The following is a 14,354-nucleotide window of genomic DNA, read 5'->3' on the forward strand; positions in this document are numbered from 1 at the left end:
CTCAGCTCCCCTGCTCCGGCACATAGCCGTAATCGTCGCGCGCCTGCTCGGCGCTGATATAGCCAAACCGCAGATCGCGGGCCACTTGCTCGCGGGAACGCTGGCGCGGATCACCGTAGCCACCGCCACCGGGCAAGCTCAGTACCAGGCGCCGTTCGGCCGGCACAAACTGCTGGCCCTTGCCGCGCAGCAGGCTGCCATCGTCGAGCCCGACATAACCCCGGGCCCCCTCGCCGCCCCCTTCCAGGCCGCGAGCCGGATACTGGATACGGTCGAACATCGCACTGAAGCGGAAGCTGTAACCCTCGGCCGCCGAGATTTCGATTTCCTGGCCCAACCCGCCGCGCAGCAAACCCGCACCGCCAGAGCCATTGCGCAACTCCTTGCGCCAGACAATCACCGGCCCCGCCTGTTCGGTCGCTTCCACCGGCATGGTGTGCACGCCACTGGGGAACGCGGTGGCACTGAGGCCGTCCTTGCCGGCGCGAGCGCCCATGCCGCCACTGTTGAACATCAGCATTTCGGCATTACGCCCGGTTGGATTGCTCTCCAGCGGGCGCACGCTCAAGTGCAGGTTCCACAATGCACTGGCGCCTTCGGCGGGCACCTGCCCCGGCAGGCACTTGTGCAGCGCGCCCAGCACCAGGTCAGGCACGAAGTGCCCCAGCACATGGCGCACCGACACCGGAGCGGGATGCTTGGCGTTGAGAATGCAGCCCTCAGGAGCCGTTACCTCGAACGGCGCCAGGGACGCGGAGTTGTTTGGAATTTCCGGCGCCACGATGCATTTGAGGCCATAACAGGCGTAGGCCTTGGCATAACCCAGCGGCACGTTGATGCCGAACTGGCTCATGCCGGAGGTACCGCTGAAATCGGTTAGGATGCCGTCCGGCCCCACGGTCAGGGTGACCGCCAGGGTCACCGGCACATCGTAGCCATCGAGTGTCATGCTGTTCTGGTAAGTGCCATGGGGCAGCGACTTGAAGCATTCAAGGGTGGCGCGCCGGCTGTGCTCGAGAATAAAGCCCCCGATGTGCTCCAGGTCGTCTAGCTTGAACTCTTCAAGCATGCTCATCAGGCGCTTGTGGCCGGTCTCGTTGCAGGCCGACAAGGCGTAGAAGTCCCCCACCACCCGGTCGTTCTCACGCACGTTGTTGCGCAGGATATTGATGAAGTCACGGTTGAGCTGGCCGCGTTCGAACAGCTTCAGCACCGGAATGAACAGGCCTTCTTCGTAGACCTCCCGAGCATCCGGACCAAAACCGCGACCACCGATATCCACCACATGGGCGGTACTGGCGAAGTAGCCGATCAGACGGCCCTGGTAGAACGACGGCGAGACAATAGTGATGTCATGCAAGTGCCCGGTGCCCTTCCAGGGGTCGTTGGTTACATACACATCACCCTCGAAGATATTCTCCGGGCCGATGTCCTTGATGAAGTGCACCACGGCCTCGGCCATGGTGTTGACGTGCCCGGGGGTCCCGGTCACCGCCTGGGCCAGCATGTTGCCGGCGCGGTCGAATACCCCGGCGGACAAGTCGCCGGCCTCGCGCACACTGGTGGAGAACGCGGTGCGGATCAGGGTCAGAGCCTGCTCTTCAACCACCGAGATCAGGCGATTCCACATCACCTGCATCTGAATATCGATCAATGTTTCACTCATGGGACATCGCCTTCTTATGCAAGTGACGCTTAGCGCCGGACGACCAGCAGGCAGCCATCAGGCTGGACCGTGGCGGTGAACGAGGACGACACGAAGGTCGAGGTTTCGCGCTCGGCGATGATCGCCGGACCGTCGACCAGTGCACCGAGCTGCAGCGCTTCACGCTGGTAGATACCGGCATCGACGAAGCCGCCGCCGACCACATCGAACACCTTGCGTCGGGACACTTCCTCGGCCCGGTAGGACGCCTTGATCTGCGTCACCGGCAGGACCGCCAGCAGCGGCGAACTGGCCTTGACCGACCAACTGACGATTTCCACATCCGGGCCCTCGATCGGGCGCCCGAAGAACTGGGTATAGGCCGCCTCGAACAGCACTTTGAATTGCGCCGCGTCGTCATTGCTGAAGGGCTTGAACGGCAGGCTCACCGGAATTTCCCAGCCCTGGCCGACATAGCGCATGAAGGCGGTGCACTCCAGCTCAGGCTCACCTTCGGGCATGCCCTGGCGCAGAAAACTGACGGACTCGTTCGTCATATCGTCGATCAGGGCATTGACCTGGGATACATCGAAATCCGACAGCCGCACGAAGGCACTGCGCACCGCCTCATAGCCGAACGGCGCGCGCAGGAAGCCGATAGCCGAGCCCACGCCCGCCCCCGCCGGCACCAGGAAACGCGAAACACCCATCTTTTCGCACAGACGCGCCGCGTGCAGCGGGCCGCCGCCACCGAAGGTGATCATGGTGTAGTCGGCGATGTCCTTGCCGCTCTCCACCGCATGCACACGCCCGGCGTTGGCCATGTTTTCATCGACCACTTCACAGATGCCGTAGGCGGCGGTGAAGGCGTCCATGTTCAGTGGCGCGCCAATCACCTGCTCCACCGCCGACTCGGCATTGGCATTGGACAGGCGCAACGCGCCGCCGGCGAAGTTATCCGCGTCCAGCCGTCCCAGCAGCAGGTTGGCGTCGGTAATGGTCGGCTGCTGGCCGCCACGGTCGTAGCACGCCGGACCAGGTTCGGAGCCGGCACTGTGGGGGCCCACGCGGATCTGGCGCATGCTGTCGATGCTGGCAATCGAGCCGCCGCCGGCGCCGATTTCCACCATCTCCACCACCGGGATCGAAATAGGCATGCCGCTGCCTTTCTTGAACCGGTAGGTGCGCGCCACTTCGAAGGTCTTGGCGGTTTTCGGCACCTGGTTTTCGATCAGGCAGATCTTCGCGGTGGTGCCGCCCATGTCGAAGGACACCACTGAATCCAGACCATACTTACGGGCAATGTCGGCGGCAAAGATCGCGCCGCCCGCCGGCCCCGACTCCACCAACCGAACCGGGAACTCTGCCGCGCTCTGGACCGAGATGATGCCGCCACCGGAGTGAATCATGAACACCGGACAATCGGCACCCGCCTGCTTCAACGTGACCACCAGGCGATCGAGGTAGGACTTGATCAGCGGCTTGACATAGGCGTTGGCGCACACGGTATTGAAGCGCTCGAACTCGCGCATCTGCGGCGACACTTCACTGGAGATCGAGATCAGCAGGTTCGGCAGGCGGGCCTGCAAGGCATCCCGCAGCAGACGCTCATGAGCGCCGTTGACGTAGCTGTGGATCAGGCCGATCGCCACGCTCTGGTAGTCGCCTTCGGCAATTCGCTCGATCAAGCTGTCGATGTCAACCGCGGTCGGCGCGATCAGCACATGGCCCTGCACATCCAGACGCTCACGCAGGGTGTAGCGGTGCTCGCGCTCGATCAACGGCGGCGGCAAGGCGATATTGATGTCGTATTGTTCAAAACGGTTTTCAGTGCGCATCTCCAGGGTATCGCGAAAGCCTTCGGTGGTGATGAAGGCGGTCTTGGCCCCGCGCCGCTCGATCAGCGCGTTGGTCGCCAGCGTCGTCCCGTGGATCAGCTGATCAATATCCGCGAGTTTGAGGCCCGCCGCCGCGACGACGGTCTGCACCCCACTGAGGATCGCCCGCTCCGGCAGCTCGTAGTCGGTCAGAATCTTGGTCGAATGCAGCACACCGTCCACATCCAGCGCGATATCGGTAAAGGTCCCACCTATGTCCACGCCGACCCGGCATGAAGTCGCAGTCATCGTCGTATCCCCTGAAGTTCTCGAGCTCATCACAAGGGGCCATCTGGCCACTTAAATGTAAGTTATATGTTGTCTTACATGTAGTCAAGGATCGATCCACTGGATTGTAGCTTCCAGCGGGGTCGGAAAGGCTTAGGCCGTTTCCACCCCAGAGGAGTCAATCGAGAGTCTTGACCATCCGTGAACCACCCACCGCCTGCGCCGTGGGAAATACTTCAAGACGCGACACATCCACCTGCTCGGGCAGGCGCAAAGCCGCCAACAGCAACTGGGCGATATGCTCCGGCATGATCGATTCATAACCGTCGTACAACTCACGGCCCGCAGCCTGCATCCCCATCGCCGCGCGATACAGCTGGGTTTGGACTCGCCCCGGGGCAATTTCCGTCACTCGCACGCCGCTACCGAGCAAATCGCAACGCAAGGCATCACAGAACAGGCTGACACCGGCCTTCGAGGCGCCGTACACAGCGGCGCCCGGATGAGGCGCCCGACCGGCACTGGAACCGAGGAAAAACAAGTGTCCATGGCCACGCTCGATCATTCCCGGCAACACCTGCCGCGTCAGGTGCAGCGGCGCCTTGAGATTGATATCGAGCATATTGTCGATGTCATCGGCATCCATCTCCTGGAAGGCCGCGCGCGTGGACAGGATGCCGGCATTGTTGACCAACACATCCACCGGATACTGTTTCAGGATGCCCGCAAAGGCATCGACCTGGCGCACGTCCGCCTGCAACGTGACAACCCCCTCCTCGGCCTGCAACTCATCGAGCGCTTCACGACTGCGACCGACGGCGATGACCTGCATGCCCGCGTCGCGCAACGCCAGGACAATCGCCTTGCCGATACCACTGGTAGCACCGGTGACCAGCGCACAACGATAGGCCGCCGGCAGCGCCATTGAATCAGGCATAGATGTAACCTCCGCTGACAATCACGTTTTCGCCAGTGGCGTAGCTGTTGCGACTGCTGCCCATCATGACGATCCACTCGGCAATTTCCGCAGGCTCCGCAGCACGTCCCAGCGGGTTCGCCGCCGCCAGTTCACCCAGGAAGCCTAGTTGCCGGGCACGCTCGGTTGCAAAACCGGCGGGCGCCACCGAATTGACCAGGATCTGATCCTTGGCGCAGGCCTGGGCAAAAGACTTGGTCAGGCTGACCACCGCCGCCTTGGTCGCCGCATAGTGGGCATTTTGCGGGTGAGCCTTGAATGCATCCACGGAGGTCACATTGACGATACGACCGGTCACCGCCGGTGCCGCGACAAAGGCCTGCATATGCCGGACCGCCGCGACCATCATGTGATAGGTCCCCTTGATATTGACCGCATTTTCCAGATCCCACTCATCATCGGTGATCTCGAAAATATCCTTGCGCGGATAGATGGCGGCGCTGTTGACCAGGCAATCCACACGGCCGAGCGCATCGACGATCTGCTGGAAGGCACCATGGGCGCTTTCCTGGCGGGAGATGTCGGCGACGGCCGTGGCGACCTCGCAACCTTCAGCCCGCAGAAGGCTTGCCGCCTCTGCCATCAGTTGCTCATTACGGTCAATCAGGCCGATTTTCCGCGCCCCACGCTTGCGCATCAACTTGGCTGTTTCCAAGCCCAGACCCGAAGCTCCACCTACGATCACGACCGTCTGGCCATCCATAAACACCTCCACGATTTAGTCTTTACGTAAGATGCCTGTTGTCTTACATTTGGTCAAACTCAATTTGCGTGTCAACCGCCGGGCCACCGCCTGGCCAGATGCACACAGGACACGACCATGTCTGCGGCCACTCTCGTTTCCAGCCCCTCCTCCAGCATCCGCGATCGCCTGCTCGACGCCGCGACCCTGTTGTTCGCAACCCGTGGCTACCAGGCGATTGGCCTGCGGGACCTGGCCGGTCACCTTGGCCTGCACGCCGGTTCGCTGTATCACCATATCGAGAACAAACAATGCCTGCTGTTCGAACTGATCGAGTCCGCCCTCGCCGATCTGCTGCTCGATACCAGGCGTCGCATGAAAGGTGCAAGAACCGCCGATGACCGTGTACGCCGCTTCGTCCAGGCCTTCGTCAGCTTCAGCCTGACGGAAAAGCATCGCTTGCAGCTGGTGATCAGGGAGTTTGTCAATCTATCCGAAGAACAGCAGCAGCAGATCAATGCGCTGAAAGACAGCTATGCCTCGATCCTGAGCAGCATCATTGCGACGGAGTGCGCGCAAAAGGTCCGGCAGGAAAGCCAGGTCGGCCTGATGACCCATGCCGTTATCGGCATGCTGTACGGACACGCACAATGGCATGAGGTCGAGGTGAGTGAGCAGCGCCTGGCGCAAGCACTGATCAGCTTCGTCATGGGCATTCTCGAAAGCGCCAAATTCACGCGCCACGGCCAGATTGATGAATAAACCTCATGAACCCTTGCCGATTTACCCGTCTAGTCCTCCCCCCAAAGCCCACTTACAGTCTCCAAGGCGCAATTGCACTCAACCGACGTGCACTGCGGCCTAATCCTATTTCCCTCCACAAACTCAATGCTGATCGCTAAAAGCAGGATGATTGAAATGCAAAAGCGGAAACTCGGAAACAGCTCTCTTGAAGTATCTGCCCTAGGCTTGGGCTGCATGGGCCTCAGCCACGGCTACGGTCCGGTGACGAATACCAAAGAGGCCGTCTCGCTGATCCACGCGGCTCATGATCGCGGCATCACCTTCTTCGACACCGCAGAGGCATATGGCCCCTTCAGCAACGAAGCTCTGCTGGGTGAGGCCCTGCAGCCGATTCGCGATCAGGTGGTAGTGGCCACCAAGTTCGGCTTCAATATCGACCTGATCACCGGCGAACGGGGCAGTGGCACCAATAGCCGGCCGGAGCATATCCGGGCGGTCGCAGAGGCCTCATTGAAGCGTCTGCGAACGGACCGCATCGACCTGTTCTACCAGCATCGTGTGGACCCCGAGGTGCCGATCGAGGATGTCGCCGGCACCGTCAAGGACTTGATCGCTGAGGGCAAGGTGAAGCACTTTGGCCTGTCCGAGGCCGGCGTGCAAACCATTCGCCGCGCCCATGCGGTCCAGCCGGTGACGGCGGTACAGAGCGAATACTCGCTGTTCTGGCGTGGCCCGGAGCACGAACTCCTGGCGGTGCTGCAGGAGCTGGGCATCGGCTTCGTGCCGTTCAGCCCTCTCGGCGCCGGTTTCCTTACCGGTAAGATCGACGAGAACACACAGTTCGACGTGTCCGACTTCCGCAACTTCGTCCCCCGTTTCTCTCCAGAGGCGCGCAAGGCCAACTTGGCGCTGGTCGAGGTGGTGAAGGCCGTCGCACAGCGCAAACAAGCCACGCCCGCGCAAGTGGCGTTGGCCTGGCTGCTGGCGCAGAAGCCTTGGATTGTCCCGATACCTGGCACGACGAAGCAGCACCGCCTGGACGAGAACCTTGGGGCGCTCGAGCTGGCGCTGAGCGGCGAGGATTTGCGCGTGATCGATGAGCAGATTGCCCAGATCCAGGTGCAAGGTGATCGCCTGCCCGAGTCTGCGCTGAAGATGACTGGACTCTGAATCTTTCCTGAAAGTGGAGCCATTCCACTGATCGCAGCTTTGATGGCTACGAGTGACATACCCAAGCTCAACGCTGCGCTGAACCAAGGCCTGTGGTGGTTGTACACCCGAACGGTGGAGTGAAAGAACAGGTCACCGGTCTGTATGCGCAGCGACTGGCCGAACAAGGCTATATCACCATTACCGCAGATGCCGCGTATATCGAAACCTGCTGGGTTCCCCGGTATGTCGAAGCGGCCGTAAGCAAACTGAAAGCGTTCTACGCTAGGACCTTGTGACTCAACAACGCCGGCCTATTCTGGCTTTGTCACCTCGATCCTCATAAGAGCATCTCATCAATGTCCCGAGCCAATCTCAACGACCTGCAAGCCTTCGTGGTCATTACCCGCGAGGGCAGCTTCACCCGCGCCGCCGCACAACTGAGCGTCTCGCAATCCGCCCTGAGCCACACAATACGCGCACTTGAGGCACGGCTCGGCGTTCGACTGCTGGCCCGAACCACACGCAGTGTATCCCCGACCGAGGACTGTGTGAAAACGCACTGAAGGCCAGCCCAACAAACGCTCCGACTTGTTCGGGGCGTTTGTTTTTGTGCGAGCAACAGACGAAAAAGGCCTTTCAGCCCATTAGCGCCATCAACTGGCGGGCTCCGAGCACGCTAATTGCTCGCGAAACGGGCTACCGGGCCCCACTGCAATCCACTGATTCCGAACGAACACCTTTGTCGTGCAACAACCTCGCTGATAAACGAGGTTATGAGCAGCGGGATTGAGGCTGGCAAGTGCCCATCAGTTCAAGGTGGCAGCCGATCAGTGACCTTCACTGCTGTAGACACAGTGTTCCGTTGGGGTAAGCGCCTGCGTGGAAGCATCGACCGACTCACTCCTGTTTTCAAGACCTCTCTCCCAGCGAGCGATCACCACGGGGGCCAGCGCGTTCCCGAGTACGTTCAGGGTGGTAGTGCCCATGTCCATGATTCGGTAGACACCGGCGATGAACGCAATACCCTCCAGCGGCAGCCCCGCGCTGGCCAGGGTCGCGGAGAGAATCACGAACATGAAGCCGGGCACGCCCGCCGCGCCCTTGGAGGTCAGGACCATGGTGATCACCAATACGGCTTGCTGAGACAGGCTCAGATCTATCCCATAGAGCTGGGCGACAAACAGCGTCCCTATGCCGAGGAATAGAGAGGCCCCATCGAGATTGAACGAGTACCCGACCGGTACGACAAAGGAAACCACCTCACGGGGAACGCCAAACGTCTCCAGTTTGACCATGAGCTGTGGCATCACCGCCGCGGAGCTGGCACTGGAAAATGCCAGGACCAGTTCATCCTTGATGTGCCGGATCAAGCCGAAAATCGAGATGCCCGCCATCCGCGCAATGCTTCCCAGCACCAGCACGGCAAACAGGACAATCGCGATGTAGGCGACCACTATCAGCTTCGCCAACGGCAGCAGGGAGGAGAAACCGAAGTTGGCGACGGTCACCGCAATCATGCCGAACACCCCAATGGGGGAGTAAGCCATCACCATCGACGTCACCCGGAACATGGCATCGCTCAGCCCTTTGAAAACGGCCAGCACTGGTGCTTTACGCTCATCAGACAGACCGGAGAGCCCCAGGCCAAACATGACAGCAAAGAACAGTACCGGCAGCAGATTGCCCTTGGCCATCGCGTCGACAATGTTATCCGGGACGATGCCCAGCAGCAGGGCTACGACGCTCTGATGTCCGTTGCCGGCAGGCAATGCGATATTGGCCGCCTTGAGGCTGTGCAGATCAGTGCCCGCTCCCGGCTGTAGCAGATTCCCGATCACCAGTCCGATAATGATCGCGGTGGTGGTCACGGCGAAGAAGTACAGGAGGGTTTTGACCCCCATCCGACCGAGCGCCTTGCGATCACCATGACCGGCGATCCCCACCACCATGCAACAGAACACGATGGGAATGACGATCATCTTCATTAGTTTGATGAACAGGTCTCCGGCGGGTTGCAGCACATTTTCCGTGAGCCAGGGACGCATCTCGGGCGCATGGTTGAGGACTACGCCGACAGCAATGCCGACGACCAAGCCGATCAGAATCTGAACGACCAGAGGAATACGAGGTTTATGCATGTCCGTCTCACAGGTGATGTCAGTGGCAGGATCTTGTTTTCAAAGGGGAGGTAGTTCCCTCCCCCGACTGTTGTCGGCTCTAATCGGCCGATCAGCGCAACGCTTCGCAGGCGTTGCGGATACGTGCGCAACCTTCCCGGATCAATGCCTCGCCGCTGGCGAAAGAGAGGCGGACATAGGGGCTGAGGCCGTACGCATCGCCGACCACCGTCGCAACACCGGCCTCTTCGAGCCAGTAACGAACCACATCAGCATCCGTATGCAACACATAGCCTTGCGGGACTTGGCGACCGAGCAACCCTTGCACATTGGCAAATACGTAGAACGCGCCGTCCGGGGTCACGCATGTCAGGCCGGGGGTACCGGACAACAGACCCAGCATCAGATCGCGGCGCTTCCTGTAAAGGCTCGCCATGGCGTGAACAGGCGTCTGGTCGCCGGCAAAGGCTGCCACGGCAGCAGCCTGGCTGATCGAACTGGGGCACGTCGTGGTCTGCGAGAGCAGTTTGCCGATTGCTGCGATCAGCCAGGCCGGACCGGCGCCAAAGCCCAATCGCCAACCGGTCATGGCATAACCCTTCGAAGCCCCGTTCACGATCAGCGTCCGCTCTTTTAGATCGGGAGCCACCTTTGGAAAGGAGACATGTCCGCCTTCGGTGTAGACGAAGTGTTCGTAGATCTCATCGGCCATGACCAGCACATGGGGGTGATCACGAAGCACCTGGGCCAGGGCTTGCAACTCTTCCAGGGTGTAGACAGCCCCGCTTGGGTTATTCGGGGAGTTGAGAATCAGCCACTTCGTGCGCGGGGTAATGGCCGCGTCCAGCTCCGCCGGTGTCAACTTGAATCCGTTGGCTTCATTGCCGACGATAACAACGGGAGTCCCGCCGTTCAGCTTGGCGATGTCCGGATACGAGACCCAGTAAGGGGTATGAACAATCACTTCGTCTTCGGGGTTGAGGGTGGCCGCCAGCGCCTCGAAGATGATCTGTTTGCCTCCGGCCGCCGCCACCACCTGATCGAGGGTGTATTCAAGGCCGTTGTCACGCTGCAGCTTGGTCACGATCGCGTTGCGTAGCGCAGGCGTGCCGAGCGTATTGGTGTAGTGGGTTTCACCCGCCGATATCGCCGCTTTGGCAGCCTCCATGATATGCGCTGGCGTATCGAGATCAGGCTCACCAACGGTGAAGTTCACGATGTCTCGACCTTGCGCTCGTAGCGTTGCGACCAAGGCATTGGCCGCTATGCTGGGCGAAGGGGCAATGCTCAAGACCCGCTGGGAAAGCAGTGCTGTACTCATTGTTTTCTCACATCAGGCCGGCTTTGACGAGGGCGTTGGTGATCCACGATTGTTCGATCGCTTGGGTTGCGATCTCTGCCTTCACACGCTCTTCGTGTGCTTCGTGTTCACGGGCTTTGGCCAGCACCTCCTCGGCGGCCTCTTGGGAAAAAGCCACCAAGCCATCTTCGTCACCGACAATGATGTCCCCGGGGTTGATGATCATCCCGCCAATGGACACCGGTACGTTGATCTCGCCCGGCCCCGTCTTGTAAGGGCCACAATGCACGACGGCCTTCGCGTAGCAGGGAGTATGCTCAAAACACGCCACATCACGAATGGCGCCGTCGATGACAAAGCCGACGCAACCCCGTTGCAGGGCATACAACTTGATCAACTCACCGATCACGGCGTTGTTGGTATCACCCTGCCCATCAACCACCAGCACGTGGCCGGGCTTCAACATCATCAGCGCTTTGTAGATGTAGAGGTTGTCGCCTGGACGGGTCTTGACCGTCAGTGCGGTACCGACGAGCTTGCCTGTACGGTTGTAGCGCGTCAGGCCGCGGGCACCGATATGGCGTCCCATGTTGTCGCTGATATGAGGGGTCACCACAGAAGCGAATGCTTTGATCAAGTAATCAGAAGCGGCTGCGGGCGATGGTTCGATACGAATGCCTGGAAGTAACATGAGATTTCCCCGGTGTTAGAAGTGTGCTTTCACGACAACCGGATAGTAGGGAGCCTAAAAAAATACTTTTAGCGATATTTTTATATGGGTTATCATCTCTTTTAGTAATCATATTAATACGATGCTCAAGCCGTGTCACAACCCGCGCTTCCAGGATTATGAGATAGGCATGGAGAGAAGCGCTGGGACAATACGTCGATAAAAGAGAACAAAAAGATGCAATTTTATTCGCTTTAAGTCTATTCACATAAACCCTATCCTGGCCCGCACACCGCCGATACCACCATCAGGAGTGTGCCCTATGCCCACCCCCTTGCGCCGCTGCCTTTCCCTCCAGGACTTCGAGCCTCTGGCGCGACGCTTATTGCCCGCCCCCCTCTTCGCCTATGTATCAGGCGCTGTTGAAGACGAACTATCGGCCATGGCAAATCGGGCGTCATTCCTGGACTACAGCTTCCTGCCAAACGTGCTGGTGGATGTAGCCCACGTCGATACGTCAGTGAGACTGCTGGGCGAAACCTACTCCTCCCCGATCGGCATTGCGCCCATGGGCATTGCCGCGCTGACCAGCTACCGTGGCGATATCGTGCTCGCCCGCGCAGCGGCTCAGGCGAAGGTACCGTGCATCATGAGTGGTTCTTCTTTGATCCGCTTGGAAGAGGTGATGGACGAAGCGCCTGGGACCTGGTTTCAGGCCTATCTCCCTGGAGAGGGAAAACAGATCAATGCGCTGATTGATCGGGTCGCCGCAGCCCCTGTTGAAACCTTGGTGCTGACAGTCGATACGCCGGTAGCCGCCAACCGGGAAAACAACATCAGAGCCGGTTTTTCGACGCCGCTGCGTCCGAGCCTGAGACTGGCTGCTCAAGGGCTTCTGCACCCCAGGTGGTTGCTCGGAACATTTTTGCGGACCTTGATCGTTCACGGGATGCCGCATTTCGAGAACAATTACGCGAGTCGCGGCGCGCCTATCCTCTCAAAAAATGTACTTCGGGATTTTTCGGACCGAGGCCATCTCACCTGGGAGCATGTCATCGACATTCGCCGCCGCTGGAAAGGAAAGTTGATCATCAAGGGCATCTTGAACCCGCGGGATGCGGTGAAGGCCAAACACATCGGCGCCGACGCGGTGATTGTATCGAACCACGGCGGACGGCAACTGGACGGTAGCGTGGCCCCCCTCAAGATCCTGCCGCGCATCGTGGAGGCGGTACCGGATATGACGGTCATGCTCGACAGCGGTGTGCGCCGGGGCACCGATGCCATGAAAGCCATGGCGCTAGGGGCCAAGGCAGTTTTTATCGGGCGGCCGTTCAACTACGCCGCGACCGTGGCCGGCGAAGAGGGCGTCCGGCACGCACTCAGGCTCATCGGCGATGAACTCAAGCGCGATCTTGGTCTACTCGGTGTCGCCAGGCCCGAGGACCTGAGTATCGAGAACCTGCTGGCACGTTGAGCCCTGCGGTTTGGGTGCTTTTTTTCAGCGCAGCCTCTGGAAAAAATGATGCTATCTGAGTCTTGAATGTCGCTAAAAATAGTATTCAAGTCCCCTAGAAACCCAAAACCACCCAGCTTTCGTGGACTGAGTGGTCTTGGGGCCGTCTTGCGACAACTCTTTCAGGGCTGTGCCTTTAGCTCACGGGCACTGCCCTTGTGCAACTCGGCCGCCAGCTTCTCCTCGTCCAGCGCCCCTTCCCACTTGGCAATGAACAGCGTGGCCACACCGTTGCCGATCACATTGATCAGCGCCCCGCCCTCGGAAATGAATCGATAGACCCCTAGTACGAGCACCAGTCCGGCCGCCGGGATCACATCCAGGCTACCGAGGGTGGCCGCCAGGGTGATGAACGCACCGCCAGTGACACTGGCCGCGCCTTTGGAGGTCAGCAGCAGAATGAACAACAAGGTGACCTGGTGCCACAGGTCCAGGTGGATATCCAGCGCCTGGGCAATGAAAATCGCCAGCACCGTCATGTTGATGCAACTACCATCGAGGTTGAAGCAGTACCCCGACGGCACCACCAGCCCCACCACCGATTTCTCGCAGCCCAGGCGCTCCAGTTTGCCCATCAAGCGCGGCAAGGCTGACTCCGAAGACGAAGTACCGAGCACGAGAAACAGCTCATCGCGGATGTACTTGAGAAACTGCCACAAGCTGAAACCCGCCAGCCGCGCGACCAGGTTGAGAATCACGAACACAAAAAACAGCGCTGTCACGTAGTAGCAAATCAGCAAGTTGCCATAGGCGCCCAGGGAGCCCACACCGTACTTGCCAATGGTGAAGGCCATGCCGCCAAAGGCCCCCAGCGGCGAGACATACATGACGATCCTGACCATGCGGAAGAACGCCTGGGCCACCAGGTCGATCAGGTTCAGCAGCGGCTTGCCGGCAGCGCCAAGCATCTGCAAGGCAAAGGCAAACAGGATTGAAATGAACAGTACCTGGAGGATATCGCCCTCGGCAAATGCCCCCAGTACAGTGCTAGGCACAATATGGGTGAGAAAGCCCACCACGCTCTGTTCATGAGCCAACTTACTGTAGCTATCGACCGCATGGACATCCAGGCTCGCCGGGTTGATATGCATACCCGCACCGGGATGCATCAAATTCACGCCGATCAGTCCGACCACCAATGCCAGGGTGGTCAGCACCTCAAAATACAGTAACGACTTAAAGCCGACCCGGCCAATGCGTTTGAGACTCTGCATACTGGCAATGCCGCTGACCACGGTGCAGAAGATAATCGGCGCAATCAGCATCTTGATCAGCTTGATGAACGTGTCGCCCAGCGGCTTCATTTCCTCGCCTAGGCTGGGGTAGAAATGACCGAAGGCGATGCCCAGCAGGATTGCCAGCAACACCTGCACATACAGATGGCGGAACACACCGCGTAGCCGTGAATCGCGCGATTGTTTTATTGTTATTGTTTTCATGGTTGACC

The 14,354-nt window shown here is 59.7% G+C and carries 11 protein-coding genes and 2 pseudogenes; 5 read left to right on the forward strand and 8 right to left on the reverse strand.

Annotated features, from left to right (window positions below; translation table 11 throughout):
- Position 1 precedes the first annotated feature (1 nt).
- The 4 genes from AC07VG_RS02660 to AC07VG_RS02675 all read right to left on the reverse strand — a co-directional run bounded on the left by AC07VG_RS02660 (position 2) and on the right by AC07VG_RS02675 (position 5,429).
- Positions 2-1,666 carry a hydantoinase B/oxoprolinase family protein gene (locus tag AC07VG_RS02660; protein ID WP_495000358.1) on the reverse strand — a complete coding sequence of 555 codons (1,665 nt, stop codon included), beginning with the start codon at positions 1,664-1,666 and terminating at the stop codon, positions 2-4.
- Positions 1,667-1,695: 29 nt separating this feature from the next.
- Entirely contained in the window at positions 1,696-3,771 is a 2,076-nt protein-coding gene (locus AC07VG_RS02665; protein ID WP_495020412.1) for a hydantoinase/oxoprolinase family protein, read from the reverse strand.
- Between the two features lie 157 nt (positions 3,772-3,928).
- Positions 3,929-4,687, reverse strand: a complete 759-nt coding sequence (locus AC07VG_RS02670; protein ID WP_495020413.1) for an SDR family oxidoreductase — start codon at positions 4,685-4,687, stop codon at positions 3,929-3,931.
- Positions 4,680-5,429 carry an SDR family NAD(P)-dependent oxidoreductase gene (locus AC07VG_RS02675; protein WP_495000355.1) on the reverse strand — a complete coding sequence of 250 codons (750 nt, stop codon included), beginning with the start codon at positions 5,427-5,429 and terminating at the stop codon, positions 4,680-4,682. Before AC07VG_RS02675 ends, AC07VG_RS02670 begins: the two co-directional genes overlap by 8 nt.
- Positions 5,430-5,546: 117 nt before the next feature.
- On the opposite strand from AC07VG_RS02675, the gene AC07VG_RS02680 reads away from it, so the two are divergent.
- The 4 genes and pseudogenes from AC07VG_RS02680 to AC07VG_RS02695 all read left to right on the forward strand — a co-directional run.
- Positions 5,547-6,170 carry a TetR/AcrR family transcriptional regulator gene (locus AC07VG_RS02680; RefSeq protein ID WP_495000354.1) on the forward strand — a complete coding sequence of 208 codons (624 nt, stop codon included), beginning with the start codon at positions 5,547-5,549 and terminating at the stop codon, positions 6,168-6,170.
- Between the two features lie 156 nt (positions 6,171-6,326).
- Positions 6,327-7,322 carry an aldo/keto reductase gene (locus AC07VG_RS02685; RefSeq protein ID WP_495000353.1) on the forward strand — a complete coding sequence of 332 codons (996 nt, stop codon included), beginning with the start codon at positions 6,327-6,329 and terminating at the stop codon, positions 7,320-7,322.
- Between the two features lie 92 nt (positions 7,323-7,414).
- Positions 7,415-7,522 (forward strand): annotated as a pseudogene (locus tag AC07VG_RS02690) (alpha/beta hydrolase); the annotation flags it as partial.
- A 138-nt stretch (positions 7,523-7,660) separates the two neighbouring features.
- Positions 7,661-7,846 (forward strand): annotated as a pseudogene (locus tag AC07VG_RS02695) (LysR family transcriptional regulator); the annotation flags it as partial.
- Positions 7,847-8,131: 285 nt separating this feature from the next.
- Here the strand turns inward: AC07VG_RS02695 and AC07VG_RS02700 are convergent.
- The 3 genes from AC07VG_RS02700 to AC07VG_RS02710 form a co-directional block, all read right to left on the reverse strand.
- Entirely contained in the window at positions 8,132-9,442 is a 1,311-nt protein-coding gene (locus AC07VG_RS02700; protein WP_495000352.1) for a cation:dicarboxylate symporter family transporter, read from the reverse strand.
- A gap of 91 nt (positions 9,443-9,533) precedes the next feature.
- Entirely contained in the window at positions 9,534-10,742 is a 1,209-nt protein-coding gene (locus tag AC07VG_RS02705) for a pyridoxal phosphate-dependent aminotransferase (protein ID WP_495020414.1), read from the reverse strand.
- A gap of 7 nt (positions 10,743-10,749) precedes the next feature.
- Positions 10,750-11,412: an RraA family protein gene (locus AC07VG_RS02710; protein WP_495000350.1), complete on the reverse strand. Its 663-nt coding sequence runs from the start codon at positions 11,410-11,412 to the stop codon at positions 10,750-10,752.
- A 301-nt stretch (positions 11,413-11,713) separates the two neighbouring features.
- On the opposite strand from AC07VG_RS02710, the gene AC07VG_RS02715 reads away from it, so the two are divergent.
- A complete protein-coding gene (locus tag AC07VG_RS02715; RefSeq protein ID WP_495020415.1) occupies positions 11,714-12,868 on the forward strand; it encodes an alpha-hydroxy acid oxidase in 1,155 nt (384 codons plus the stop codon).
- Positions 12,869-13,029: 161 nt separating this feature from the next.
- Here the strand turns inward: AC07VG_RS02715 and AC07VG_RS02720 are convergent, their stop codons facing one another.
- On the reverse strand, positions 13,030-14,346 hold the full coding sequence (locus tag AC07VG_RS02720) for a dicarboxylate/amino acid:cation symporter (protein ID WP_495020416.1): 1,317 nt from the start codon (positions 14,344-14,346) through the stop codon (positions 13,030-13,032).
- Between the last annotated feature and the right edge of the window lie 8 nt (positions 14,347-14,354).

This window comes from Pseudomonas sp. GW821-FHT03C07, assembly GCF_059420925.1.